The organism is Streptomyces sp. NPDC051064 (assembly GCF_044455985.1).
Classification (GTDB): domain Bacteria; phylum Actinomycetota; class Actinomycetes; order Streptomycetales; family Streptomycetaceae; genus Streptomyces.
The window spans coordinates 361355-386078 of sequence record NZ_JBITFK010000009.1; the positions used below are offsets into that span (position 1 = coordinate 361355).

Genomic DNA, 24724 nt, shown 5'->3' on the forward strand with positions numbered 1-24724 from the left:
TTCCGTCACCCGGGGCCGTTGATCTCCGGCTGCAGCAGCTGTTCCGTCCAGATGACCTTGCCGTCGTCGGTGTAGCGGGTGCCCCAGCGTTCGGCCAGCTGGGCGACGAGGAACAGGCCCCTTCCCCCCTCGTCCATGCTGGCCGCCTGGCGCAGATGGGGCGAGGTGCTGCTGCGGTCGGACACCTCGCAGATCAGCGTCTTGTCGCGGATCAGCCGAACGCCGATCGGGCCGTTGGCGTAGCGGATGGAGTTGGTGACCAGTTCGCTGAGGATCAGCTCGGTCGTGAAGGCCTCCTCAACCAGATCCCACTCGTTCAGCTTGCGGGACACCTCGGAGCGCACGCGCGCGACCGCGGAGGGAGCGGAGGGCACGTCCCACTCGGCCACGTTCTCGGGGGCGAGACGGCGGGTGCGTCCGACGAGCAGCGCGATGTCGTCGCGGGCCTTGGCGGGCACCAGGACGCGGAGGACGGCCTGACAGGTCTCCTCCGGTGTCCGGTCGGGGTGTCCGGCCAGGGTCTCGCGCAGCATTCCCAGCCCTTCGTCGATGTCGCGGTGCCGGTCCTCGACGAGCCCGTCCGTGTAGAGCACCAGACGGCTGTTCTCCGGAAGCTCCAGGTCGAGGGTCTCGAAGGGCATGCCGCCGAGCCCCAGCGGCGGGCCGCCGGGGACGTCGGCGAACACTGCCTCGCCCTCGGGGCTGACGATCACCGGCTGGAGGTGGCCGGCGCGGGCCATGGTGCAGCGTCCGGACGCAGGGTCGTAGATCGCGTAGAGGCAGGTGGCCCCGGTGACGCCGCCTCCCTCCGAGCCCTCGGCCGACTCGTCCTGGTCGATGCGGGCGACGAGCTCGTCCAGGTGCCACAGCAGCTCGTCCGGAGGCAGGTCCAGGGTGGAGAAGTTGTGGACCGCCGTGCGCAGACGGCCCATGGTGGCGGCTGCGTGCAGCCCGTGCCCGACCACGTCCCCCACCACGAGGGCGACCCGGGCGCCGGGCAGCGGGATGATGTCGAACCAGTCGCCGCCGACACCGCCGAGCCCGCCGAGCCCCGCCTGCGCGGGGAGGTACCGGTAGGCGGCGTCGATGGCGCTCTGGTCGGGGAGCCCTTGCGGCAGCAGGCTGCGCTGCAGGGTGACCGCCACGTTGTGCTCACGGGAGTAGCGGCGCGCGTTGTCTATGCTCACCGCGGCGCGGGCGACGAGCTCCTCCGCGACGGACAGGTCCTCGTCCTCGAACGGCTCGGGGGTCTGGGATCGCCAGAACAGGGCCGCGCCGAGAAGCACGCCCCTTGCCCGCATCGGGACGGCCATCATCGAGTGGAATCCGCTCTCCACGATGCGCTCGGCGCGTTCCGGGTTCTGCTCCTGCCAGCCGGCACGCCGCGCCAGATCGGTGTCGAGGACGGCTTCACCCCTGAGCAGGCCGGCCCCGAGGTCCGTGGTCTCGAGGAAACGGACCACCGAGCCCAGCGGGTGGAGCCCCGTGTCGTCGCGGGGGCCGCTGAAGGCCGATCGGCGCAGGCCGTCGGTGGTGGCCCGGGCGGTCGTGGGTTCCTCGCCGCGCAGCACGCCCTCGGCCAGATCGACGGTGGCGTAGTCGGCGAACCGCGCCGTGGCGAACTCCGTCAGCTCCTCGCACGTCCGTACGACATCCAGGGCGGTGCCGATCTCCGTGCCCGCGTCGTAGAGGAGCTTCAGCCTGCCGCGCGCCACGGCGGCTCTGCCCGTGAGCGCCTGCAGCTCCGTGGTGTCACGCAGGGTCGTCACGCTCCCGGGCGGCCCGCCGTGCCTGTCCGTGGCCCGCTGGCTGATGGCCAGGATGCGGTCGCCCACGGAGTGCACCTCGTCGGTCGCGCTGCGCCCCGAAGTCAGCAGTCCGGTGGTGACCGGGTCGAGCCCGAGCTCCGCCACGGGGGTGCCCTGGATGTCCGGGGGCAGGTGCAGGAGCCTTCGCGCCTCGTCGTTGGCCAGCAGAAGCCGCCCGCCGCCGCCGACGATGAGCACGCCCTCCCGCACGGCGTGCAGAACGGCGTCGTGGTGCTCGTACATCTGGGTCATCTCGGTCGGGCCGAGCCCATGGGTCTGGCGTTTCAGGCGTCTGGTGACGAGTGCGGTGCCTCCCATGGTGAGCAGCAGAATTCCCGCGGCCGAGCCGAACAGGAGGGGGAACTGGTCCTCGGCGGCCCCGCTGACGCTCTTGATGGTGATGCCCGCGGACACCAGGCCCAGGACCTGGCCTTTGGCACCCTTCACCGGCACGACGGCCTGGATGAGCGGTCCGATGGTTCCGTGGACCTTCTCGGTGACGACACGGCCCTCCAGGGCGGGTCCCACGGTGCCGACGAACTTCTTGCCGATCCTGTCGGGCAGCGGATGCGTGTAGCGGACGGAATCGAGGTTCATGACGACGATGAAGTCGACCCCCGAGCCCTTGCGCGCCGCCTCTGCCTTGGGCTGGAGTACGGCGGTGGGATCGGGGGTCCGCAGAGCGGCCTCCATGCCGGGGGCGTTCGCGAAGGTCTCGGCCACGGCGACCGAGCGATTACGGGCTTCCCGTTCGCTGTCGGCCCGCGACTGCAGCACGAGCGCGGCCACGGATGCAGCGACGATCAGCACCACGATCGCCACCTGCAGGAGAAAGACCTGACCAGCGAGGCTTCTCATCCGGAGAAACGAACGCGGGCGGCCGTAGCGTCCGGCCATGTCCCCCTTTCTACACGGCTTCCCGCTTCCTCGCCGCCCCGCCGTACGCGCGGGGCGGCGAGGGAGGTGACCGTGGAACCAGGGCGGGGCGGCACCCGGACAGAGTGGCAGGGGGCGGCCGGAGGCCCGTCAGGGACAGCGGCTACTGCAGGGCGCGCACCGCGGCGGCGAACAGCCGGGGCATCCGGTGGGCGGCGGGCACGATCAGCCCGGCGGTCCAGGGGTGTCCCGCGGCACCCAGCAGCGCACCGGTGAGCAGGCGGTGCCGTCGCGTCAGCCGCGCCCACTGCGCGGGGTACGCCTCGGGCCGGCCCGCGGCGAGGCAGTCGACGGCCGCCGAGGCGGTCGCCGCGGCCAGGGCGATGCCCTCGCCGGTGAGCGCGTCGACGTAGCCCGCCGCGTCACCGGCCAGCAGGACCCGGCCGGCCCTCGGTGCGCTCGCGCTCCGGCGCAGCGGGCCGGCGCCACGTACGGGGCCCGCCTCCAGTCCGCGGAGCCTGCGGGCCAGGGCGGGGAAGGCGGAGAGGTGCTGCTCGTGGGAACCCTGGTGGCGGCTGAGCACGGCGACGCCCACGAGTCCCTCCCCCACCGGTGTCACATAGGCCTCGCCCGACCGCGACCAGTGGACTTCCACGAGGTCCGTCCAGGGGGCGGTCCGGTAGTGCCGGCGCAGCCCGTATCTGCGGGGTGCCGAGCAGGGGCGTTCCAGGCCGAGCGCACGGCGCAGCGGTGAGTGCAGGCCGTCGGCGACGATCAGCCAGCGGGCGGTCAGCCCCGCCGCCGTGACGCTGTCGGGCCCCTGGCGTACCTCCGCCGCCCGGCCGGCGACCACGCGTACCCCGAGATCCTGGGCGCGCCGGTGCAGGGCGGCGTGGAGCTCTGTGCGCCGGACGCCGAGCCCGGGGCTGCCCCGGAAGGCCGCCTCGGCCTGTCGGGGACCCTCGACGTACCGGATCCCCCGGAGTTCGCTGCCGGCCGGAGTGACCCCCAGGGCGCGCAGCGCCGCCACTCCGCTGGGCATGATTCCCTCACCGCAGGCCTTGTCCACGGGCATGGGCCGGGGTTCGACCACCACGGCCTCCAGGCCTGCCGCGGCGGCCCGGATCGCCGCCGCGAGGCCTGCCGGTCCGCCGCCCGCCACCAGGATGTCGATCACGCGCGTGCGTCCGCTCCGACGAGACGGGCCAGCGCGCCGTCCTCGCACCGGATGCGTACGGTCATGAGCGCCGCGTTGCCCACGGTGAACAGGACGGCGGTCACCCAGGCGCCGTGGACCAGCGGCAGGGCGGCTCCCTCGGCGGCCACCGCCACGTAGTTCGGATGGCGCAGCCACCGGTAGGGCCCGCCGGTCACCAGGGGCAGACCGGGGACGACGATCACCCGGGTGTTCCAGCGGCGTCCCAGCGTGCGGACGCACCACCAGCGCAGTCCCTGCGCGGCGGCCACCACCGCGACCATGGCCCAGCCGGACCAGGGCACGAACGGGCGGCCGGCCAGCCATGTCTCGGCGAGACACGCGGCGAGCAGCCCGGTGTGCAGGGCCACCATCACCGGGTAGTGTCCACGCCCCGCTTCGGTGCCGCCCCGGGCCAGGCTCCAGCGGGCGTTGCGCAGCGCCACCGCGAGCTCGGCCAGTCGTTCGGCCGCGACGGCCAGCACGAGGGCCGTGTACCAGATCATGTGTTCCTCCGGACTACCAGCGCAGCAGCACCAGTTCGCAGCAGAAGCCGGGGCCCATGGCCATCAGCAGACCGGGCGTTCCGGGCTCGGGTCTCCGCTGCTCCATCGTGTCCCGCAGGACGTGCAGGACCGAGGACGACGACAGGTTGCCGACCTCTGCCAGTGAACGCCAGGTGACGTCCAGGGCGCCCTCGGGCAGGGACAGGACGTCGGTGACGGCATCCAGGACCTTGGGGCCGCCGGGATGGCAGACCCAGCGGGCGACGTCCTTCGGTTTCAGCCCGTGCTCCTGCAGGAAGCCGCTGACGTCCTCGGCCAGATATCGGCGTACGACGTCGGGGACGGCCGGGTCGAGGACCACCCTGAAGCCGGAGCCGCGGATGTCCCAGCCCATGACGTGCCCGGTGTCCGGGTACAGGCGGCTGCGGGTGTCCACCACCTCCGGGCCGTCCACCGGCGTCCGGTGGCCGTCGCCGACGAGGACCGCCGCCGCGGCGCCGTCGCCGAACAGCGCGGTGGCCACCAGGTTGGCGGGACTCGCGTCGTCCCGCTGGAAGGTCAGGGAGCAGAGCTCGACCGAGAGCAGCACCGCCACCTGGCCGGGCCGGCCGTGCAGGTAGTCGTGCAACCGCGCCACCCCGGCGGCTCCGGCGACGCAGCCCAGCCCGAAGACCGGGAGCCGCTTCACGTCGGGGCGAAGACCGAGACGCCCGACGAGCCGTGCGTCGACGGAGGGGGCGGCGATCCCCGTGACCGAGGTGAACAGCAGCAGGTCCACATCGGCGGGGCGCAGTCCGGCCTTGCGCAGCGCGCCTCGGACGGCTTCGGCTCCGAGGTCGACCGCCGCTCCGATGAACACGTCGTTCGCGGCCCCGAAGCCGTCCAGTTCGCCGTAGCGCTCCAGGGGCAGCACCGTGTTCCGGGCGCGCACGCCCGCGTTGGCGTGGATCCGGTCCAGCACGCGGCGGTCGGTGCCGGTGGGCAGACAGGTGCGCGCCACCATGTCGGTGACGTCGCCCTGGGTGTGGCGGTGCGGTGGCAGGACTCCGTGCACGGCCGCGATCCGGGTCACCCTGGCCACCGCTTGGGAAAGGTCATGCCCCACATCCTGCCTACAGAACGGGGCAAATCGGAGCACATGCCACGCGCGGCTGCCGTGTTCCTACGCCTCGGTGTCCTTACGATCGCCCCGTGGACACCACGGACCGGCCCTCGGCGCACGCGCCCGCCCTCCGCCCGTACGGCCCGTGGGCGGGGCTCGCGCTGTCCTGCCATCCGGGCCCGGTGGTGGCGGTGACCGTGCTCGTCTCCGCGCTGGCCGTCAGCTCGGGTCCGGGGAGCGGCCGTAGGGTGCTGGTCTTCGCCGCCGTGCTGACCGGGCAGCTCTCCGTGGGGTGGTGCAACGACGCGATCGACGCCCTGCGCGACGCCGAGGCCGCGCGGCCGGGTAAGCCGGTGGCCCGGGGCGCCGTGAGCCGGAGTGCCGTGTGGGGCGCGGCGTTCACCGCGCTGCTCCTGTGCGCGCTGCTCTCGCTCGCGTGCGGTGGAGCGGCGGGTGCGGCGCATCTGACCGGGGTCGTCGCGGCGTGGGCGTACAACCTGAGGCTCAAGGGGACGGTGGTGTCCTGGCTTCCGTACGCGATCGGCTTCGGCGCCCTTCCGTGTCTGGTCACCCTGAGCCTTCCGGGGAGCCCCTGGCCCGCTTGGTGGGCGGTGACGGCGGGTGCGCTGCTCGGTGTCGCGGCCCATCTGGGCGACGTGCTGCCGGACATCGAGGAGGACCTGCGGGCGGGCATCCGCGGTCTGCCCCAGCGGCTGGGCCCGGCCCGCACCCGGTTCCTGCTGCCCCTTCCGTTGGTGGCGGCCACCGCGGTGCTGGTCCTGGGCCCCGCGGGGACGCCGAGCGGACGGGGTGTCGCCGTTCTCTCCGGTGTGGCTCTCTGCACCGTGGCGGCGACGACGGCGTACGCAGGTCCACGGCCGGTCAGGGCGTGGCGCAAGGCCGCGCTCGCGGGGACGGTGCTGGTGGCCGCGGCGGATGTGGCGCTGCTGCTCGCGCGGGGCACGGAGATCGCCTGACGGCCCGGACGGACGTGGTGCCGTCCGTACGGGCCGTCAGCTGTGGCGCGACCGTTACTGGCCGGCGAGACCGGTGTGCGCGATCCCGCGCACGATCTGCCGCTGGAAGAAGGCGAAGACGATCAGGAGCGGCATCCCCGCGATCACGAGCGAGGCCATGATCTGCGCGTATCGCACACCGAAGGTCGACTGGACGTTGACGAGGCCCACGGGCAGGGTCATGCCGCCCGGATCGGTGGTCACGAGGAACGGCCAGAGGAAGTTGTTCCAGGTGGAGATGAAGGTGAAGATCGCCACGGCCGCCAGCACGGGCCGGGACAGCGGGATGACGATCGTCCAGAACACCCTCCACCGGCCGGCGCCGTCGCAGAAGGCGGCCTCCTCCAGTTCCCGGGGCACGCCCTCGAAGAACTTCACCAGGATGAACACCATGGCGGGTACGGCGACCTGGGGCAGGATCACGCCCCAGTAGGTGTCGACGAGGCCGAGCTGGACCATCTCCCGGAACAGGGGCGCGATGAGCACCTGCGGGGGCACCATGATGCCGGCGAGCACCAGACCGTAGATCAGCCGTCGGCCGCGGAAGTCGGTGCGGGTGAATCCGTAGGCGGCCATCGCGCAGGTCACGACGGTCAGCAGCGTGGTCATCACGGAGATGTACGCCGAGTTCATGAGCCAGACCATCAGGTCGCCGGACTCCCAGACCTTGGTGTACGCGTCGAAGGTGACGCGCGAGCCGATCCAGGACAGCGGTGTCTTCGTCGTGTCGCCCTCCGGCTTCAGGGAGGTGGCGACGGCCCAGGCGAGCGGCAGGAGCCAGGCCGCGGTGAGAAACAGGGCGATGACGAGGAGGACGATCCTGCCGGGCGTCCAGCGCGGGCGGCGGCCCCCGGCATCGGCGGACCGCTCCCGCCGTGGGGTGGGGCGGGTGGTGACGGTGGTGGAACCGCTCACTTCGCGGCCTCCTCAGCTCGGCGCCGGGACAGCAGCGGCTGCACCAGGGAGACGGTCAGGATCAGGGCGAAGAAGATGTACGAGACGGCGGAGGCGTAGCCGATGCGGTAGCCCGTGAAGCCCTGCTGGTAGACGTACTGGAGGATCGGCCGGGTGGAGTCGTCGGGACCGCCGCCGGTCATGAGGTAGACCTGGTCGAAGATCTTCAGCGAGGCCAGCACCTGGAGAACCACTACCAGTCCGGTGGTGCGGCGGAGCATCGGCAGGGTGATGTGCCAGAGCTGCTTCCCCGCGCCCGCCCCGTCCAGTTCGGCGGCCTCGTACAGATGCGCCGGAATGGCCTGCAGGGCGGCGAGATACAGCAGGAAATTGAAGCCGACGGTCCACCAGACGGTGGTGGCCACGATACTGAGCATGGCGTACCGCTCGTCGGTCAGCCAGCCGATCTCCGGCTTCAGCCCGACGGCGGCGAGCATCTGGTCGGCGAGGCCGAAGTCGGACGGCAGGATCATGTAGAAGAACAGCAGGCAGACGACCCCGGACGGCAGCAGGAACGGTGCGAACCAGCTGAGCCGCCACAGCCACTGCACGACGCGCAGCTGATGGGCGAGCAGCGCCAGGACGAGACCGACGACGACGAGCGGGACGGTGGACAGGACCGTGAACCAGACGGTGTTCCACAGCGAGGACCACACCTCGGGGTCGCGCACGGCCTCGGCGTAGTTGTCGAGGCCGACGAACTCCCCTTCGGCGCCTGTGATGTTCTCGCTGGTCAGGCTCATGCCCAGGCCTGATATCAGCGGCCAGAGCAGGAACATGGCGTACACGAGGAGGAAGGGCGCGATGAACACCAGGCCGTGTTCGGTCCACTTCCTGTGCACGGCACGGGCCGGACGCCCGGCCGCACCCTCGGCGGGCTTCGCCACAGGTGCCGGCGCCGCCGCGGTGGTGGAGGTCATGACGCGGCTCCCGGGAGGGGGTTACGGGTGTCGAGGAGTGTCCGCAGCCGGGCCTTGGCCTCGGTCAGGGCGTTGCGCGGGCTCCTGGAGCCGGTGAGGACCCCGGAGAACACGGCTCCGAGCTCGATCCACAGCCGGGAGGCGGAGCCGGTGAACCACGCGGGCTCGTCCAGCGCCACGTCGTCGATCACGGTGCGGTACTCGGACTGCGGCTTCAGGGCGAGGTAGGCCGGATCGTCGAGCACCGGCAGATAGGCGGGCACGTGCCCGCCCTCGGCCCAGGCCACGGAGTGCTTCAGCATCCAGGCGACGAGGGTATGGGCCGCCTCGTTCGGGGCTCCCCCGCGGTCCGCCTGGTGCGGCAGGACGAAGGCGTGGCAGTCGGCCTGCGTGGCCGCGGTGCCGAAGAGCGCGGGTATGCGGGTCATGGAGAACGGGAGCCCGGTGGTCTTGAAGGTGCTGATCTCCCATTCACCGTTGAGGTGGAAGGCGGTCTTCCCGCCGTTGAAGACGCCGATGGATCCCACGTAGTCGACGCGGCGCACCATCAGCCCCTCCTCGATGAGCCGGGCCAGGTACTCCAGTACCCGCAGCGCCTTGGCGTCGTCGAGCGCGAGGCGCTTCCCGTCCGCGGAGAGCACCTTGCCGCCGGTCTGGGCGTAGAAGCTGGAGAAGAGACGCCAGGGGGTGATGCAGTCGGGCCCGAGCGTCTCGGTCACGAGCCCCGGCTGCCCGGTCGCCTTCTTCGCGGCGCGCAGTGCGTCGGCGAAATCCTCCGCGCCGCTGATCGGCTTGAGCCGGCCGCCCGACATGAGTCCGGCCTTCTCGCAGACCTCGGTCTGGTAGTAGAGGACGAAGGGGTGGGTGTCGAGCGGTACCGCGTACTGCTCGCCGCCCACCTGGCCCCGGCGCCAGATGTCCGGCGGGAAGTCCTCCTCCCGTATGCCGCGTTCGGCCAGGAGGTCGAGGTCGAACGGGTCGAGGAGCCTGCCGGGGGCGAAGCCCGCGAGCCGGGCGAGGTGCAGGGCGGCGAGTTCCGGGGCCCGTCCCCCTGCGCCGGCCATGCCGAGCTTGGTGTAGTACGGGGCGCCCCACTGCAGGGTCGAGGACTCCAGGGCGATCTCCGGGTGCCCGGACCGGAAGTCGTCCAGCATCCCCTGCATGTTGACGCCGTCGCCGCCGCCGAACAGGTGCCAGTACCGCAGCAGGGTCTGTCCCGGACCCGCGGCGGTCGCCGGTGCGGCGCATCCGGACAGGGAGCCCAGGGCTCCGGCGGCGGCCAGGGCACCGGCACCGCCCGCGAGGGCTCGGCGCCGGCTGAGGAGGGGTGGTTGCATGGCGGCTCGTCTCGGCTCGTCTCTGAGGTGCGGGGACGCGTGAAGGGAGGCGGTACGTTCGATATTTCGACGTGTGACCGCCACTTCGGACGGGACCGTAGGCCCGGGGAAACGTCGCGTCAATGACTCGCGCTGAAATCGCGAACGATGTTCGACATCACGAACAGACACCTCTTCCCCGCCCGTGGCGCCGGCGGACAGGAACGCGTGCGCACGGGCACGCGAGAGGAGATGTCGCGGGGATGCGCACACATTTCTTACCGGGGGGTAGGCCCACCCGGCCGCCTTGCTATACCTTCCGTCTAACAAGGAGGGCGGAAGGCCGTCCGGCCGGGCCCGGCGCCGGTCCCTTGCTCACGGCTGCCGCCATCTCCGGTCGGCAGTCCGGCATATGACGGCCCGTCACCGGCATCGCACATGTGACAGCGCCAAGGAACATCACTGACGAACCGAGGAGCCGCACCATGGCAAGCAGCACTGTTCGGCCGGATGCCGAAGACCGGCCGCCCGAGGACCATCTCACCCGGCGCCTGCTCGACTCGGCGGCCACGCTGGCGTACGACCCCGCCACGGAGGTCGACTGGGACACACCGCTGGACAAGGACTTCCACGGTGCGAGCCCCGAGTGGAGCACCCTGTACGGCACCGCGTACTGGGGCGAGCTGACCGAGGACCAGCGCAAGGAACTGACGCGCCAGGAAGCCGCCTCGGTGGCCAGCACCGGCATCTGGTTCGAGATGATCCTCCAGCAGATGGTCCTGCGCGACGTCTACGCGAAGGACCCCACCAGCGCGGACGTCCAGTGGGCACTGACCGAGATAGCCGAGGAGTGCCGGCACTCGATCATGTTCGCCCGCGGCGCGCAGAAGCTGGGCGCCCCGCCCTACCGGCCGCACCGGCTCGCGGTGGAGCTCGGGCGGGCGTTCAAGACGCTCGCGTTCGGCGAGGCGGCGTACGCGGCGATCCTCGTCGCCGAGGAGGTCCTCGACGTCATGCAGCGCGACTGGATGCGGGACGAGCGGGTCGTGCCCTTCGTGCGCACCATCAACAACATCCATGTCGTCGAGGAATCCCGGCACATGAAGTTCGCCCGCGCGGAGACCCGCAAGCACCTCAGCGGCGCGGGCCCGGTGCGACGGCGGATCAACGCACTGGTCATCGCGATCGCGTCGTACGTGATCGTCACCAGCATGGTGAACAAGGACGTCTACGCCAACGCCGGACTCGACGGCAAGCGCGCCCTCGGCGAGGCGAAGGCCAACGAGCACCACAAGTCGATGATGCGCTCGAGCTGTTCGGGCCTCATGGAGTTCCTGGCCTCGGCCCGGCTGCTCACCAAGCCCGCCCTGGCGTTCTACAAGCGTGCCCATCTGATCTGAGCGGACGAGATGACCTACGCCATCACCCAGACGTGCTGCGGCGACGCCACCTGTGTCTCGGTGTGTCCCGTGAACTGCATCCACCCGACCCCGGAGGAACCGGACTTCGGCCGGACGGAGATGCTGTACATCGACCCGAAGTCCTGCATCGACTGCGGCGCCTGCGCCGACGCCTGCCCCGTGGAGGCCGTCTTCCCGGTGGACAGTCTCCCCTCCTCGCAGAAGGAGTACGGCCCTCTCAACGCGGCGTACTTCGCGGACCGGGAGCCCGCGCCGGCCCCCGGGGGGCCGAACTTCCACGTGTGGGGGGAGCCGTCCTTCGACCGCAGCCTGCCGTCGGACTTCGGGCCGCTCCGGGTCGCGGTCGTGGGCACGGGACCGGCGGGGATGTACGCCGCCGAGGACCTGCTGCTGCACACGGGCGCCGAGGTCACGCTGATCGACCGGCTGCCGGTCGCGGGCGGGCTCATCCGCTACGGTGTGGCGCCCGACCACCTGTCCACGAAGAAGGCCGGAGACACGTTCGCCAGGTTCCACACGCATCCGAGGGTGCGTATGTGCCTCGGCCTCGAGGTGGGCAAGGACATCACTCCGGAGGAACTCGCCGCACACCACGACGCGGTGATCTACGCCGTCGGCGCGTCGGCCGGCCGCCGGCTCGGGATACCCGGCGAGGACCTGCCCGGCAGCATCTGCGCGACGACGTTCGTCTCCTGGTACAACGCCCACCCCGAGGTCGCTCCGGACGCCGTGGACCTGTCCGCGGAGCGGGTCGTCGTGGTCGGCAACGGAAACGTGGCCCTCGACGCGGCGCGGATCCTGGTCTCGGACCCCGACGCGCTGGCGGCCGGGGACATCGCCGGCCACGCGCTGGAGGCCCTGCGCGCGGGCTCGGTGCGCGAGGTGGTGCTGCTCGGGCGGCGGGGACCCGAGGGCGCGGCGTACACCAGGTCGGAGCTCCTCGCGCTCAAGCACCTGCCCGGTGTGGAGCTGGTCGTCGACGGCCACGACCCGAGGACCGGTGCGGCGATCGACGCGGCGAAGCCCGGTGAAAGGGCCGCGCTGCTGGCGGACGTCGCCCGCGAGGAGGTGGACTGGTCGCGCCCGCCGCCCGCGGGGCGCCGTATCGTGTTCCGCTTCCACTCCGCGCCGGTGGAGGCGCTCGGTGACGGCGGTGTCCGCGCGGTGCGGGTGAGCGGCGACGACGGCCGGGAGATACCGGCCGGGCTGCTCCTGCGGGCCGTCGGTCAGCGTGGACTGCCGGTCGCCGGGCTGCCGTTCGACGAGGCGACGGGCACCGTTCCGCATGACGGCGGCCGGGTGACGGGCCGGCCGGGGACGTACGTCGTGGGATGGATCAAGCGCGGCCCCTCGGGCGGCATCGGGGCCAACCGGACCTGCGCCGCCGAGACCGTGGGCACGCTGCTCGACGATGCTGTCGGCGGCTCTCTGCCCACGCCGAAGCAGGGGGCCAAGGCGTTCCAGCGCCTCGTGCGGCGCCGTAACCGGCGGATCGTGGACGCCCGTGGCCTGGCGGAGATCGAGCGTGCCGAGCTCGCCCGGGGGCGCCGCGACGGCCGTCCCCGGGTCAAGCTGGCGACGCTGCCCGAACTGGTGGCCGCGGCGCGGGGCGGCCGGTCGCGGATCCCGGGCTGAACACCCGTCCCGGCCCGTCGGCTTCACCGGCGGGCCGGGTGGCGGGGACGTAAGGCCGGCGCGAACGGCCGGGGCGGAGGACCGTACCCGCCCCGGAGGACCAGCCCGGGAGGAGCCCGCCTCAGAGAGGAGCGCCCACCCCTCCGACCGCGTCGTGAGGCCGGCCGGGCGCGTCCCTCTGCCCTCGCTCCACGACCGAGTCGAGGATCTCGCCGACCCTGATCGCGGTGTTCGACAGCAGGGACGACGTGATGCCGTGGGTGTGCTCCGTGCCGCCCTGCAGATAGACGCCGCACCGCAGTCCGGGATCGGTCGCCACGCGGTAGTCGCGCTCGACACGGACCCTCCCCTGGTCGTCGAGCAGGCAGTGCTCCGCGATGTCGCCGAGCAGGCCGAGCGCGTCGGCGGGCAGATAGCCGGTGGCGTAGACGACCACATCGGCGTCCAGCGTCGTCCGTTCCCCGGTGACCAGCGATTCGACCGTGGTGCGGACCGCGTCGGGTGTCTCGACGGCGTCGACGACCCGGGAGACGTTGAGGAAGCGCAGCCGCTCGGTCCCGAGGACCTTCTCCTGGTAGGCCGTGCGGTAGAGGTCGTCGATGAGGTCGATGTCCACCACGGCGTAGTTGGTGTTGCCGTGATAGCCCATCAGTCTGCGTTTGGTCTCGTCCGGGGCGGTGAAGTACTCGTCGACCGCGTCCGGGTCGAAGATCCGGTTGGCGAAACCGCTGTCGTCGGCGGGGCTGTAGCCGTAGCGCGAGAAGACCGCGCAGACCTCGGCCTCCGGGAAGCGGCGGTGCAGATAGGCCACGTTCTCGGCCGCGCTCTGACCCGCCCCGACGACGACGAAGCGGGACGGCGGCTCGGCCCCGTCCAGGCCGTCCACCCGGGCCAGCAGGTCGGAGGTGTGCCAGATCCGGTCCGTACGCTTGATCCCGTCGGGCATCTGCGGCCGCAGGCCCGTGCCGATCACGAGGTTCCGCGCCCGGTGGACCACGGTCTCCGACCCCGAACGGGAGGTCACGTCCACGTACTCCACGACACCTTCGTGCACGACCGGCCGGACATCGGTGACCTCGTGCCCGTAGGACACCATGTCGTCCACCCGGGCGGCGGCCCATTCGAAGTAGGCGTGGAACTCGACCCGCAGCGGGAAGAGGCTCTTGCCGTTCACGAAGTCGACCAGACGCCCCTGGCTCTGCAGGTAGCAGAGGAAGCTGAACTCGCTCGACGGGTTCCGCAGCGTCACCAAGTCCTTGAGGAAGGACACCTGCATCGTGGCGTCGTCGATCAGCATCCCGCGATGCCAGCCGAACCGCGGCTGCTTCTCGAAGAAGTGAGCGGTGACGGCCTGCTGCCTGCCGACGCGTTCGTTGCGCTCCGTGAGCGCTATCGCCATGGCCACATTGGACGGTCCGAAGCCGATTCCTATGAGGTCGTGGACCGGTGGTGCGTCGTCGGGTGAAGCCTGTGACATGTCACTCCCATCGGGCGGGGGCAGCCGCTTTGGCGGACGTGGGGAAAGCGGAACACAGCACACCGACTGAGCGGCAGCCGGGGTGAAACTTAGGTAAAGCTAACCTCATCATTGCACTCTGTCGACAGGGCAATCCGGACGGACACCGGGTGATCCGCAGTCAACTCGCCCTGAAGCGATAGGCATTGCATGCTTAGGTTAGCCTTGCTTTACTAAGCGTCATCGTCGTTCCGAGGAGGAACCTGTGCGGGTCGTCATGTTCGGCTATCAGACCTGGGGGCACCGGACCCTGCGAGCTCTCCTGGACTCCGCACATGACGTGGCGCTGGTGGTGACGCATCCCAGGAGCGAGCACGCGTACGAGAAGATCTGGAGCGACTCGGTCGCCGACCTCGCCGAGGAGAACGGCGTGCCCGTCCTGATCCGCAACCGGCCCGACGACGAGGAGCTGTTCACCCGTCTCAAGGAGGCGGAGCCGGACATCATCGTGGCCAACAACTGGCGTACGTGGATTCCCCCGCACATCTACGGGCTCCCCCGGCACGGCACACTCAACGTGCACGATTCGCTGCTCCCGAAGTACGCGGGTTTCTCGCCCCTGATCTGGGCACTGATCAACGGTGAGCGCGAGGTGGGCGTGACCGCGCACATGATGGACGCCGAACTCGACGCCGGCGACATCGTGGTGCAGCGCGCGGTGGAGGTCGGACCTGCCGACACGGCGACGGACCTGTTCCACAGGACCGTCGAACTCATCGCCCCCGTCACCACGGAGGCACTCGACCTCATCGCCTCCGGACACACGGAATTCACCCGGCAGGACCGGTCCCTGGCGAGCTTCTTCCACAAGCGCGCCGAGGAGGACATCCGCATCGACTGGAACTGGCCGGCCGAGGACCTCGCGCGGCTCGTGCGTGCGCAGTCCGCCCCGTACCCCAGCGCGTTCACCCACCACAGGGGCAGGCGTCTGGAGATCGTGACGGCGGTCGTGTCCGAGGGTCGCTACGGCGGCACGCCCGGAAGGATCTTCTACCGCGAGGGCGACGGAATGGTGATCGTCGCCGGGGCGGACGCCCGGACCGGCCGCAACCGCGGTCTGGCCGTCACCCGGGTGCGTACGGAGGACGGCCAGGAGCTTCCCGCGGCCGAGTACTTCACCTCGATGGGCGGCTACCTCACCGGCCGGCCCTGACCTCCCGGTCTCCTGCCGGCCGTCGTCACGTCAGGACGAACCATGCACCAGCCGAGCGTGCCGGGGACGGCGCACGGGCCCCGGGCCGCGGGCGTGACGCCGACGGGCGTGCTGAGCCTCAACGCCTATCTCATGTACGCGGCGGGCAAGGCCGCACGCCGCAGCCTCACCGCCACGCTGACGGCTCACGGGCTGCGGCTGTGGCACCTGACCATCCTGGCCATGCTGGACGAGACCGGCAGGCTGTCCAAGGGCGATCTCGCCTCACGACTGGACATGAACCAGAGCGATCTGACCAGGACCGTCACGGACCTGGACGCGGCCGGATACGTCGTGTGCGCCCGCGACCCCTCGGACCGCCGCCGGATCGAGGTCGCCCTGACAGCGGCGGGCAGACGCGCACTGGCACGGCTCGACGCCGAGGTGTCCGCCACCGAGGCGGACCTGCTCGCCCCGCTGAGCCCCGAGGAACGCGAACTGTTCGCCTCCCTGCTGCGCCGCGTCCACTCGCACCTGGAACGGGACCGGGCGGCCGACGGCCCCACGGACACCGTCGCCGGACCGCGGGGATCGGGGGAGGACGGCGGGCATGACACGCATCCCGGCACCCTTCGGCACATGGGCTCCCGCCCCCCTCGGTGAGGTGGACGCCCTGTTCCCTGATCCAGGACGAGCAGGACTTCGCCGCGGCGCTGCCCGTGCGCACGTGACCGCAGCGGCGGTGGCGCTCGCCGCTGCGGTCACGGGGACGTACGGGCGGTCCCTCAGGCTCCGGCCGTCGACTGCGCCTCGGCCGCCGCGCGGTAGAGGCGGCGCAGCCGCACCACGCCCAGGTCGTGCTGGTAGAGGTTCTCCTGCTGGTCGGCGTCCGCCGGCATGGCCTCCAGCATGACGCGGTCCTGTTCCAGGACGTCCCAGTGGCGCTGCTCGATCAGCGTCCGGTACAGGAAGCGCCAGGAGGCGCGCTGCCAGTCCTCGACACGGCGGTAGCGCCAGAAGAAGACGCCGCTGCGCCGCTCGTCCACCGGGCAGACCATGCCGACGATGCCGAAGGGACCACCGGGACCGGCCGACGGCGGGTACGGGATCGAGAGGTCGACCCAGTCCACTCCGGTGCGGCAGAGCTCCACCCAGTCGAAGTTGACGCCGCGCTGGTCGGTCTTCTCGAAGAAGTAGCCGCGGTCGGTCTCCCGGATGCGGAACCTGGCCGTCGTGTCGCCGTCGAACATGGTGTGCGAGTCGTGGTGCAGGAACGCGCCGTGCATGGGGTCGAGCAGGTTCTCCACGGCGTACCGCCAGGGCGCGTCCCATTCCGCGTAGCAGAGGAACGCGTCCACGCCGGGGTCGGTCAGCGGCTCCGGCAGGGTCAGCTCGACGGGCTCGGGGTGCTCCTCGTCCCCGAAGTAGGCGAGGATCGCGCCCGCGACCTCGCGCACCGGCAGCGAGGTCACCAGCTTCTTGCCCTCCAGGCTGCAACCGGGCAGCCCGGGCACGGAGGAGACGGTGCCGTCGGACTCGACCTCGACGCCGTGGTACCAACAGGCGACCCGGTCACCGAGGTGCTTGCCGAGCGAGAGCGGGGCACCGCGGTGCGGGCAGCGGTCGGCGAGCATCGACAGGATGCCGTCGGAGCGCCGGAACAGCAGCCACTGCTCGCCGAGCGCGGTCACCTTGCGCATCGCACCGGGGGCCACGAAGTGCGAGGGGACGACCGGGTGCCACTGGTTGCGCAGACCGGTGGCGTAGATGTGGTCCGCGGTGGCGGAGGACGACAGCGTCATGGTCAGGCTCCCAGTCGGTTCATCTCGGCGCGGAAGGATTCCTCGGTCCACGGGCTGCCGTCGGCGGCGTGGACCTGGCGGGCGTTGAGCCCGCGCACGACGTCGGCGAGCTCGTGGCCCTCGCGGGTGTAGACCTCTTCGAGGGTGGCGGCGAGTGTGCACTCGTAGGGGGTCGGCTCGTGCGTACGGGACTGGTGGACGTCCAGGTAGGGCCAGGTGTCGGTCACGGTGTCTCCTGAAAGTGCGGGGGAAGTGTCAGAGGTCGAGGACGAGCCGGCCGGAGGCGCACCGCGAGACGCAGATCATCATCGTGGTGTTCGCGGCCCGTTCGGCCTCGCTGAGGAGGAAGTCACGGTGGTCCGGCGTGCCTTCGAGCACCCGGGTCTCGCAGGAACCGCAGATGCCGTCGCGGCACGAGTTGTTCACGGTGAGGCCGGCGCTCTCGGCGGCCTCCAGGACGGAGGTCCCGGCACCGACGGTGAGCGTCGTCCCGGAGGTGCGGCACTCGACCTCGAACGCCTCGTCGTCGCCGGTGCGTTCCACCGTCGGCGCGGCGAACCGCTCCAGGCGCAGCCGGTCCGCGGGGCAGCGCTGTTCGACGGCCGCGAGCAGAGGCTCGGGCCCGCAGGAGTACACCAGGGCGTCCTCGGGCAGCCCGGCGAGCGCGGAGTCCAGGTCGATGTGACCCTGTTCGTCCTGCGGGACGAGCGTGACATCGCCGCCCAGCGCGGCGAGTTCGCCGGTGAACGCCATGGAGGCCCTGCTCCTGCCGCCGTAGACCATGCGCCACCGGGCTCCCCTGTGGGCAGCCTCCCGGGCCATCGCCAGCAGTGGGGTGATGCCGATTCCGCCGGCGACGAACACGTAGGAGTCAACGTCTTCCAGCACGAAGTGGTTACGCGGCCCGGAGACCGTGATCTCCTGGCCCGGCCGCAGCTGGGTGTGCACGAAACGTGAACCGCCTCGCGAAGCGAGTTCGTTGAGTACACCGATGCGGTAGACGTCCGGGGTGTGCGGGTCGCCGCACAGGCTGTACTGGCGGACCTGGCCGCCGGCGTGGACGTCGAGGTGCGCGCCGGGGGTCCAGGCGGGCAGGGGTTTGCCGTCACGGTGGGTCAGTTCGACGGACAGGACGCCTTCGGCCTCCCAGGTCATACGACGGACGGTCAGCCGCAGCGAATCCTCGCTCATGGTCTGTTGCCTCCTTGCCGGCGGTTCGGTCGGCCGGGTTACTGGCCCGGGATCCTGACGGGCGGGGTGAACGGGTTCTTCATCGGGCCGAGGGTGTCGAGGTCGACCTCGACGAGCGTGGGGCCGTCCGAGGCGATGGCTTCGTCGAGCACCGGGCCCGCGTGCTCCTCGGCGGAGATGCGGGCGTACGGCAGGCCGCAGGCGCGGGCCAGGAGCTCGAAGTCGGGGGTGGTGAGGTCGACCCCCGAGCGGCGCTCGCTGTGGTGGTCCTGCATGTTGCGGAGGACTCCGTAGCCGCCGTCGTTGAAGACGATCAGGGTCAGACGGGGCCGTTCCTGGGCGAGGGTGAGGAGTTCGCCGAGGTGGACGGCGAGTCCGCCGTCGCCCGCGATCACGACGGTGGGCGTGCCGGGCCGCGCGAGCGCCGCGCCGATGCCCATGCCCAGTCCCTGGCCGATGCCTCCGCCTCGTGGGAAGACGTTGTCCTTCGGGTCGTACATCTCCAGGAGCCGGTTGCCCCAGCTGCTGGAGGGGATGGTGACGTCGCGGGCGACGACGGCCTCGCGGGGAAGAGCGGCGCGGATCGCGTCGCAGATCGCGGCCTGCGGGCCGATGTTGTCGTGCAGGATCGCGCGTACCTCGGTACGTACGGCTCCGACGCGGTCCGTCCAGCCGGGCTCGGCGGTCACGGCGTGCGGAACCAGGGCCGTCAGGGCGCCCGCCGCGTCACCGTGCAGCGCGTGGGTGACCGGGTGGACCCTGCCGAGGGCAGCCGCGTCGACGTCGATCTGGATGTGGGCCCCGGGGAGTTCCAGGGTGTAGTCCGCGGTCTCGTTCGACCGGAAGTGCGTGCCGATGGTCAGGAGGACGTCCGCGTCCTTGAGGAGGGCGCGCACCGCCGGTGTGGTGGCGAAGTTCCCGATGACCTGCGGGTGGTCCTCGGGGACGCTGCCGCGGCCGGAGTTCGAGGTGATCAGTCCGGCGCCGGTCGCCTCCAGCAGCCGGGCCAGCTCGCCGCGGGCGGTGTTCGCGCCGCCGCCGGCCCAGACGAGCGGGCGGCGGGCGGAGGCCAGGAGGACTCCCGCGGCAGCGAGTTCGCCCTTCATGGGAGCCACCGGGGCGCTCTCCGCGTACTCGGCGGGTTCGTCGGTCTGCGCGGCGTACTGGAGGTCGATCGGCCACTCCACGCTGGCGGGGCCGCCGGGCGCGGTCAGGGCCGAGCGGGCCGCCTCGCGCAGGATCCGGCCCGCCTGTGTGGCGTCCGGCACGCTCGCGGCGTACGCGGAGACGGCCTGGAGCATGCCGAGCTGGTCCTTGGTCTCGTGGATGAATCCCCGGCCGCTCCCCAGGAACTCGCTCTCCACCTGACCGGTGACGTGCAGCACGGAGCTGCCCGCGCTGAGCGCCTCGATCAGCGATCCGGCGGCGTTGCCCGCGCCGGTGCCGGTGGAGGTCAGGGCGCAGCCGAGGGAGCCCCGGACGCGGCCGTAGGCGTCGGCGGCGTTGACGGCTGATGCCTCGTGCCGCACGGGCACGAAGCGCAGCTCGCGGTCGACGGCTTCGACGAGCGGCAGGTTGTGGACGCTGACGATGCCGAAGACGGTGTCGATGCCGAGTTCGCGCAGGACGGTGACGAGGAGATCGCCTCCGTTGTCGTGACGCATGGTGGTCTCCTCAGAGGATGGAGCGGCCGACGCCGCCGCAGACGTCGATGCTGGTGCCGGTGATGTAGGAGGCGCGGGGCGAGAGCAGGGCGACGACCGCGTACGCGACCTCCTCGGCCCGGCCGAGGCGGCCCAGCGCGATGCCCCGGTCCTCGGCGAGTTCCGTCTGCCATTCCTCGTACGACAGGCCGGAGTCCGCGGCCGCGTGGCGGCGGGTCCACTGGCCGGTGTCGACGAGCCCGAGGCAGACGGAGTTGACCCGGATGCCGTCGGCGGCGAGTTCGACGGACAGGGACTTGGAGAGGTTGAGGATGCCGGCGCGTGCGGCGCTCGTCGTGATCAGCCGGGTCTCGGGCTGCTTGGCCAGGACCGCGTTGATGTTGACGACACTCGCCGCTCCGGACGCGGCCAGATGGGGGCGCGCCGCCTGGAGGGGGTTCAGCACCCCGGCGAACTTGAGCTCCAGTTCGTCGCGCCAGTCCTCGGCGGTGGAGTCGTCGAGTCCCTTCATGCGGGACTGTCCGGCGTTGTTGACCAGCCCGTCGATCCCGCCGAACTCCTCGGCGGCACGGCGGACGAAGCCGCACACCGCGTCGGCGTCCCGTACGTCGCAGACGCCGGTCAGCAGGCGGCCGTTCGCGGCGCCGAGGCCGGCGGCCGCCTCGGCGAGCCGGCCGGCGTCGCGGCCGCAGGTGGCGACGCGGGCGCCCTCGTCGAGCAGGGCGCGGACCGTGGCCAGGCCGACGCCCGAGCTGCCGCCGGTGACCACGATGGTGCGGTCGGCGAGGCCCAGATCCATAACTCGTGTCTCCTGCGGTTCAGTTCATGGTGAAGCCGCCGTTGACGGCGATCACCTGTCCGGTCAGATAGCGGGATTCCTCGCCGAGCAGGAAGGAGACGATCCCGGTGAGGTCGTCCGGCTGCTGCGGGCGGGAGATGGCCCGGTTCATGCGGTAGAGGTCGTGCCGTTCGGCGGGCACGGTCTCGGTCGCCTCGCACTCGGTGAGGCCGGGGGCCACCGCGTTCACGGTGATCCCCCTGTCTCCGACTTCGCGTGCCATGGCGCGGGTCAGCGCGATGACGGCGCCCTTGGAGGCGATGTAGTGGGCGAGGCGCGGGGAGCCGTAGAGCGCGGCGTCCGAGGCGAGGTTGACGATCCGGCCCGGCTCGGTGAAGAGCGGGTACAGGGCCTTCGACACCAGCCAGGGGCTGCGGGCGTTGACCGCCATCAGCCGGTCCCACACCTCGATGTCGATGTCCTGGAACTCCTTGCCGCCCACGCCGTTGGCGAGCGCCGCGTTGTTGACCAGGCCGTACAGCGGGCCGAGCTCGCGAACGGCGTCGGCGAGCGCCTCCACGGAGGCGGGGTCGGCTACGTCGCAGCGTACGAAGTGGGCGTCGATCCCCTCGGCGCGCAGGCCGGCCGCGGCGTGCTCGCCCCGCTCGTGTTCCAGCTCGGCGAGGACGACCCGGAAGCCGTCGGTGCCCGCCCGGCGGGCCATGGCCAGTCCGAGGCCACGGCCCGCTCCGGTGACGACGACGGTGCGCCGGCCTGCCGGGGGCTGGTCAGCCACGGGTGACGCCGTGCATCGGCGAGTACTCGGGGTAGGTCGGCACCTGCGGCTTCCGGGTACCGATGACGACGCAGAACAGGGCGTCGGTGTCGCCCTCGTTCTTGAGCGACCGGGTGACACCGGCGGGGACGACGATCATGTCGCGGTAGCCCAGGGTGCGGTACTCGGCCTCGTCGGCGCCGCGGTGGATGCCGACCTTGACCTCGCCCTCCAGGACGAAGAAGGCCTCCTCGACGTCGTGGTGGGTGTGGGCCGGGCCCTCGGCGCCGGGCGGCAGCAGCATGTTGGAGAAGGTGAAGCCGCCGGAGGGGAGGATCCGGCTGTCGCTCTCGTGGTTGCCGGTGGCGCCGGAGCCGACGTAGCGGATCTGTCCGCGGCGGAACTGCGGGCCCGCCTTCTCCTGGAAGGACAGGGTGTCGAAGTCGGCGACCCGGGAGGCCTTGGTGGCGATGAGGGAGTCGGTGTACGCGGAGAGGTCGTCGCCGTTGTCGTACGCGTCGGTGGTCAGGGGCATGGTGAAGGCTCCTATTCGGGGATGGCCGCGGTGATGCGGAGGTGGGAGAGCACCCAGGCGTCGAAGTGGCCCGGCTGCTCCTGGTTGGCCAGGTGACCGGCGTCCTTGACGATCACGTAGGCGGTCCTGTGGATGGCCCCGGCGACGGCCTGGCTCGCCTCGATTCCGGTGACCCGGTCCTGTTCGCCGCAGAGCACGAGGGTGGGGGCGGCGATCGAGGGGAGTTCGGCGCGCAGGTCGGCGGAGGCCATGGACTCGGCGGCGTAGGCGTAGCCCGGCAGGCGTACCGAGGCGGCCATGGTGTCGACGACGCGGGCCACCAGTTCGTCCGGCGCGTCGGGCGACACCAGCCGTGGGCCACGTGCTTCGGCGAAGGCGCGGGGGCCCAGCTCGGCGAGGTCGGCGGCCCTGGCGCGCATGCCGGCCGCCTTGGCCTCGTCGGTGCCCGAGCCGGGGCTGGAGTCGGCGATGATCAGTGAGGCGACGAGCTCCGGGTGCCGGGTGGCGAGGCGCAGCGCGATCACACCGCCCCAGGAGACGCCGAGGACGTGGGCGGTGGTGGCGCGCTCCCGGATGAGGGCTGCCGCCGCGTCCGCGTAGTCGTCGAGGCTCATCGGCGCGGCGGGGTCGGGTGACTTGGCGTACCCGGGGGCGTCCCAGGCCACGACCCGTACGTATGCGGAGAGTTCGGCGACCTGCGGGGCGAAGGCGGCCGAGGACGATCCGATGCCGTGCAGGCACAGCAGCAGCGGTCCGTGGTCGCCCGCCTCCTCGACGTGGACGTGGGCGGCGCTCACAGGATCTGCCCGGTCCGGCCGGCGAGGGCGGCGAGGCTGCGCAGCACGGCGTACGGCACCACCTGGCTGGTGGCCGGGTTGACGGGGTCGGGCAGGTGCGCGACCTCGAAACGGTAGGAGCCGTGGCCGCCGGACGCCTCGATCACATGCCGCGTGTGGTGCGCCGCCGGGTCGGCGACGACCTGGACCCGCACAGCGTCCAGGTCGCCGACGGCCAGCGCGACCGAGGCGGCCACGTTCGTCGACTTGGGGAATTTGACCGGGACGTCGCGGGCGGTCCCGGACATGACCTCGACCGGGCCGGTCGCCGACCGCATGCGTTCCAGCAACTCCTCGTCCATCCAAGGCTGTTCGAGGGTGGAGGGCAGCTTGGTGGTGGTCAGCCGGACCTCGTCGAGCGGGCCGAGGGTGCGCACCGCCTGGAGCAGGTCGAGTCCTCCGACGGCGCCGCCCGTGAAGTACACCCGGCCGGGGCCGGCCGCCAGCAGCCGCTTGGTGAGCTCGTCGTCGGTCAGTGCGCCGGTGGAGGCGATGAGCAGGTCGGTGCCGGAGGCGAGGACCCGCTCGCCCCATTCGCGTACGACGCCCTGTCCCGCGGCCTCGACGACGAGGTCGCAGGACTCCATCGCCTCCTCGAAGGTGGCCTGCCGCACGGGGGCGGCCTCGCCGAGCGGGCGGTTGTCGACGACGCAGACCAGCTCGGCGCCGGGCACACGCCCTTCGGCGAGCGCGGTGCCGACGACGCGGCCGATGGCGCCCCAGCCGACGACGGCGACCTTGCGTACGGTGCTCATGCGGTGGCCTCCTGGGCGTCTACGGGAACGAGCGGCCCGGCGCCCTGGGCGTCGGGGGTGGCGAGAGGGCCGGGGTCCGGGGAGCCGGCCATGCTGCAGCGGATCTCCTTCGACGGCGCGCCGGCCGTCCCCCACAGGTCGGAGAGCTCGGGGACCCGCCGCCACACCCGGGCGATCCAGGCGTCCTCGACGATCTGGGCGACCTCGGAGGTGTATTCGCAGACCAGACCGGAGGGGTCGGTGAAGTAGGAGAAGGTGTTGTTCCCCGGGCCGTGCCGGCCGGGGCCCCACCGGGGGGTGATGCCGTGGTGCCGCAGCCGTCCGAGACCCCGCATGAAGTGGTCGACCGAGGTCATCTCGTAGGCCACGTGGTTGAGCGAGGTCCACTCCGCCTGGTTGAAGGCGATGCAGTGGTGGTCGCTGTTGCAGCGGAGGAACGCCATCTGGTGCTCGGACCAGTCGGAGACGCGCAGCCCGAGCACGTCGCAGTAGAAGGCGACCGCGGCGTCGATGTCGGTCGTGTTGAGCACGGCGTGCGTCACTCCGACGGGGACGGCGCCGTCCCTGCCGCGCGGCACGACGGCGTCGACCTGGGCGCTGATCTCAATGAGGCGGCCCTCGGGGTCGGTGAACCGCAGTCCGTAGCCGCCGCCGGCCTGGTCCAGCGGGCCGGGTCCGGTGACGGGCACCAGAGAGCGGGCTTCGAGGCGGCGCGCCGCCTCGTCGACCTCGGCGGGTGTGGCGACGGCGAAGGCGATCCTGCCGAGGCCGACCCGGTCCCGCTCGGTCAGGTGCAGGACGTGGTGCTCGTCGCTCGTGCCCCGGAGCCAGCGGGCGCCGGTGTCGGACTCGACGGTCTCGAGGCCCCAGACGTCCTCGTAGAAGTCGGCGGCCTCGGTGAAGGCCGGGGTGTGCAGCTCGACGTAGCGGAGCGAGCGGAGCCGGGCGATCGGACCGGGCGGTATCGGGTGCATGGGGTCCCTCCAGGACT

General features: G+C 71.7%; 23 protein-coding genes. 5 read left to right on the plus strand and 18 right to left on the minus strand.

Annotated elements, in window-relative coordinates:
* Window positions 1-5: 5 nt before the first annotated feature.
* From ACIBCU_RS30425 to ACIBCU_RS30440, 4 genes are all read right to left on the minus strand, one after another.
* The gene (locus tag ACIBCU_RS30425) at window positions 6-2705 is read right to left on the minus strand and encodes a SpoIIE family protein phosphatase (RefSeq protein WP_362929586.1); all 2700 of its coding nucleotides are present in this window, start codon (window positions 2703-2705) and stop codon (window positions 6-8) included.
* A gap of 142 nt (window positions 2706-2847) precedes the next feature.
* The gene (locus ACIBCU_RS30430; protein ID WP_362929584.1) at window positions 2848-3861 is read right to left on the minus strand and encodes an FAD-dependent monooxygenase; all 1014 of its coding nucleotides are present in this window, start codon (window positions 3859-3861) and stop codon (window positions 2848-2850) included.
* Window positions 3858-4385, minus strand: coding sequence for an isoprenylcysteine carboxyl methyltransferase family protein (locus ACIBCU_RS30435; protein ID WP_362929582.1), 528 nt, complete (start codon window positions 4383-4385; stop codon window positions 3858-3860). The genes ACIBCU_RS30430 and ACIBCU_RS30435 overlap by 4 nt, the downstream gene beginning before the upstream one ends.
* A 13-nt stretch (window positions 4386-4398) precedes the next feature.
* Window positions 4399-5457 carry a type III polyketide synthase gene (locus tag ACIBCU_RS30440; protein WP_399235364.1) on the minus strand — a complete coding sequence of 353 codons (1059 nt, stop codon included), beginning with the start codon at window positions 5455-5457 and terminating at the stop codon, window positions 4399-4401.
* Window positions 5458-5576: 119 nt separating this feature from the next.
* On the opposite strand from ACIBCU_RS30440, the gene ACIBCU_RS30445 reads away from it, so the two are divergent.
* Window positions 5577-6464 carry a UbiA family prenyltransferase gene (locus tag ACIBCU_RS30445; protein ID WP_362929578.1) on the plus strand — a complete coding sequence of 296 codons (888 nt, stop codon included), beginning with the start codon at window positions 5577-5579 and terminating at the stop codon, window positions 6462-6464.
* Between the two features lie 54 nt (window positions 6465-6518).
* Here ACIBCU_RS30445 and ACIBCU_RS30450 read toward each other — a convergent pair whose 3' ends face one another.
* The 3 genes from ACIBCU_RS30450 to ACIBCU_RS30460 are packed head-to-tail and all read right to left on the minus strand — an operon-like array spanning window position 6519 to window position 9714.
* Window positions 6519-7418, minus strand: coding sequence for a carbohydrate ABC transporter permease (locus tag ACIBCU_RS30450; RefSeq protein ID WP_399235366.1), 900 nt, complete (start codon window positions 7416-7418; stop codon window positions 6519-6521).
* Entirely contained in the window at window positions 7415-8377 is a 963-nt protein-coding gene (locus tag ACIBCU_RS30455) for a sugar ABC transporter permease (RefSeq protein ID WP_362929574.1), read from the minus strand. The genes ACIBCU_RS30450 and ACIBCU_RS30455 overlap by 4 nt, the downstream gene beginning before the upstream one ends.
* On the minus strand, window positions 8374-9714 hold the full coding sequence (locus ACIBCU_RS30460; RefSeq protein ID WP_362929572.1) for an extracellular solute-binding protein: 1341 nt from the start codon (window positions 9712-9714) through the stop codon (window positions 8374-8376). The genes ACIBCU_RS30455 and ACIBCU_RS30460 overlap by 4 nt, the downstream gene beginning before the upstream one ends.
* A 464-nt stretch (window positions 9715-10178) precedes the next feature.
* Here ACIBCU_RS30460 and ACIBCU_RS30465 point away from each other — a divergent pair, with 464 nt between their 5' ends.
* Both ACIBCU_RS30465 and ACIBCU_RS30470 read left to right on the plus strand, forming a co-directional pair.
* Entirely contained in the window at window positions 10179-11093 is a 915-nt protein-coding gene (locus tag ACIBCU_RS30465; protein WP_362929570.1) for a diiron oxygenase, read from the plus strand.
* A 9-nt stretch (window positions 11094-11102) separates the two neighbouring features.
* Window positions 11103-12749, plus strand: a complete 1647-nt coding sequence (locus tag ACIBCU_RS30470; RefSeq protein ID WP_399235369.1) for an FAD-dependent oxidoreductase — start codon at window positions 11103-11105, stop codon at window positions 12747-12749.
* Window positions 12750-12870: 121 nt separating this feature from the next.
* Here the strand turns inward: ACIBCU_RS30470 and ACIBCU_RS30475 are convergent, their stop codons facing one another.
* Window positions 12871-14226 carry a lysine N(6)-hydroxylase/L-ornithine N(5)-oxygenase family protein gene (locus ACIBCU_RS30475; protein WP_399235370.1) on the minus strand — a complete coding sequence of 452 codons (1356 nt, stop codon included), beginning with the start codon at window positions 14224-14226 and terminating at the stop codon, window positions 12871-12873.
* A 244-nt stretch (window positions 14227-14470) separates the two neighbouring features.
* Between ACIBCU_RS30475 and ACIBCU_RS30480 the strand changes: the two genes are divergently transcribed.
* On the plus strand, window positions 14471-15418 hold the full coding sequence (locus ACIBCU_RS30480) for a methionyl-tRNA formyltransferase (protein WP_399235372.1): 948 nt from the start codon (window positions 14471-14473) through the stop codon (window positions 15416-15418).
* Between the two features lie 42 nt (window positions 15419-15460).
* Window positions 15461-16060 (plus strand): MarR family winged helix-turn-helix transcriptional regulator, encoded by a 600-nt coding sequence (locus ACIBCU_RS30485; RefSeq protein ID WP_399235374.1) that lies wholly within the window; start codon window positions 15461-15463, stop codon window positions 16058-16060.
* A gap of 122 nt (window positions 16061-16182) precedes the next feature.
* Here ACIBCU_RS30485 and ACIBCU_RS30490 read toward each other — a convergent pair whose 3' ends face one another.
* Genes ACIBCU_RS30490 through ACIBCU_RS30535 form a run of 10 tightly spaced genes read right to left on the minus strand, consistent with a single transcriptional unit; the run spans window position 16183 to window position 24707 of the window.
* On the minus strand, window positions 16183-17199 hold the full coding sequence (locus ACIBCU_RS30490) for a Rieske 2Fe-2S domain-containing protein (RefSeq protein ID WP_399235376.1): 1017 nt from the start codon (window positions 17197-17199) through the stop codon (window positions 16183-16185).
* 2 nt (window positions 17200-17201) lie between these two features.
* Complete coding sequence (locus ACIBCU_RS30495) at window positions 17202-17426, minus strand: recombinase-like helix-turn-helix domain-containing protein (protein ID WP_362929558.1); 225 nt, start codon at window positions 17424-17426, stop codon at window positions 17202-17204.
* A gap of 28 nt (window positions 17427-17454) precedes the next feature.
* On the minus strand, window positions 17455-18390 hold the full coding sequence (locus ACIBCU_RS30500) for a PDR/VanB family oxidoreductase (protein WP_399235378.1): 936 nt from the start codon (window positions 18388-18390) through the stop codon (window positions 17455-17457).
* 38 nt (window positions 18391-18428) lie between these two features.
* On the minus strand, window positions 18429-20054 hold the full coding sequence (locus tag ACIBCU_RS30505) for a thiamine pyrophosphate-binding protein (protein ID WP_399235380.1): 1626 nt from the start codon (window positions 20052-20054) through the stop codon (window positions 18429-18431).
* A 10-nt stretch (window positions 20055-20064) separates the two neighbouring features.
* Complete coding sequence (locus ACIBCU_RS30510; RefSeq protein ID WP_362929553.1) at window positions 20065-20853, minus strand: SDR family oxidoreductase; 789 nt, start codon at window positions 20851-20853, stop codon at window positions 20065-20067.
* Between the two features lie 19 nt (window positions 20854-20872).
* The gene (locus ACIBCU_RS30515) at window positions 20873-21628 is read right to left on the minus strand and encodes an SDR family oxidoreductase (protein ID WP_362929551.1); all 756 of its coding nucleotides are present in this window, start codon (window positions 21626-21628) and stop codon (window positions 20873-20875) included.
* The gene (locus ACIBCU_RS30520; protein ID WP_361581382.1) at window positions 21621-22142 is read right to left on the minus strand and encodes a cupin domain-containing protein; all 522 of its coding nucleotides are present in this window, start codon (window positions 22140-22142) and stop codon (window positions 21621-21623) included. Before ACIBCU_RS30520 ends, ACIBCU_RS30515 begins: the two co-directional genes overlap by 8 nt.
* Window positions 22143-22153: 11 nt before the next feature.
* Window positions 22154-22939, minus strand: a complete 786-nt coding sequence (locus tag ACIBCU_RS30525; RefSeq protein ID WP_399235383.1) for an alpha/beta fold hydrolase — start codon at window positions 22937-22939, stop codon at window positions 22154-22156.
* Entirely contained in the window at window positions 22936-23733 is a 798-nt protein-coding gene (locus ACIBCU_RS30530; protein ID WP_362929547.1) for an aspartate dehydrogenase domain-containing protein, read from the minus strand. Before ACIBCU_RS30530 ends, ACIBCU_RS30525 begins: the two co-directional genes overlap by 4 nt.
* Window positions 23730-24707 carry a VOC family protein gene (locus ACIBCU_RS30535; protein WP_362929545.1) on the minus strand — a complete coding sequence of 326 codons (978 nt, stop codon included), beginning with the start codon at window positions 24705-24707 and terminating at the stop codon, window positions 23730-23732. The genes ACIBCU_RS30530 and ACIBCU_RS30535 overlap by 4 nt, the downstream gene beginning before the upstream one ends.
* Window positions 24708-24724: the final 17 nt, after the last annotated feature.

Excerpts from the sequence above, each read along its gene's own strand:
- ACIBCU_RS30425 (WP_362929586.1), bottom strand. The coding sequence starts at position 2,705 with ATGGCCGGACGCTACGGCCGCCCGCGTTCGTTTCTCCGGATGAGAAGC.
- ACIBCU_RS30435 (WP_362929582.1), bottom strand. The coding sequence starts at position 4,385 with ATGATCTGGTACACGGCCCTCGTGCTGGCCGTCGCGGCCGAACGACTG.
- ACIBCU_RS30455 (WP_362929574.1), bottom strand. The coding sequence starts at position 8,377 with ATGACCTCCACCACCGCGGCGGCGCCGGCACCTGTGGCGAAGCCCGCC.
- ACIBCU_RS30460 (WP_362929572.1), bottom strand. The coding sequence starts at position 9,714 with ATGCAACCACCCCTCCTCAGCCGGCGCCGAGCCCTCGCGGGCGGTGCC.
- ACIBCU_RS30465 (WP_362929570.1), top strand. The coding sequence starts at position 10,179 with ATGGCAAGCAGCACTGTTCGGCCGGATGCCGAAGACCGGCCGCCCGAG.
- ACIBCU_RS30470 (WP_399235369.1), top strand. The coding sequence starts at position 11,103 with ATGACCTACGCCATCACCCAGACGTGCTGCGGCGACGCCACCTGTGTC.
- ACIBCU_RS30475 (WP_399235370.1), bottom strand. The coding sequence starts at position 14,226 with ATGTCACAGGCTTCACCCGACGACGCACCACCGGTCCACGACCTCATA.
- ACIBCU_RS30485 (WP_399235374.1), top strand. The coding sequence starts at position 15,461 with ATGCACCAGCCGAGCGTGCCGGGGACGGCGCACGGGCCCCGGGCCGCG.
- ACIBCU_RS30490 (WP_399235376.1), bottom strand. The coding sequence starts at position 17,199 with ATGACGCTGTCGTCCTCCGCCACCGCGGACCACATCTACGCCACCGGT.
- ACIBCU_RS30500 (WP_399235378.1), bottom strand. The coding sequence starts at position 18,390 with ATGAGCGAGGATTCGCTGCGGCTGACCGTCCGTCGTATGACCTGGGAG.
- ACIBCU_RS30505 (WP_399235380.1), bottom strand. The coding sequence starts at position 20,054 with ATGCGTCACGACAACGGAGGCGATCTCCTCGTCACCGTCCTGCGCGAA.
- ACIBCU_RS30510 (WP_362929553.1), bottom strand. The coding sequence starts at position 20,853 with ATGGATCTGGGCCTCGCCGACCGCACCATCGTGGTCACCGGCGGCAGC.
- ACIBCU_RS30520 (WP_361581382.1), bottom strand. The coding sequence starts at position 22,142 with ATGCCCCTGACCACCGACGCGTACGACAACGGCGACGACCTCTCCGCG.
- ACIBCU_RS30530 (WP_362929547.1), bottom strand. The coding sequence starts at position 23,733 with ATGAGCACCGTACGCAAGGTCGCCGTCGTCGGCTGGGGCGCCATCGGC.
- ACIBCU_RS30535 (WP_362929545.1), bottom strand. The coding sequence starts at position 24,707 with ATGCACCCGATACCGCCCGGTCCGATCGCCCGGCTCCGCTCGCTCCGC.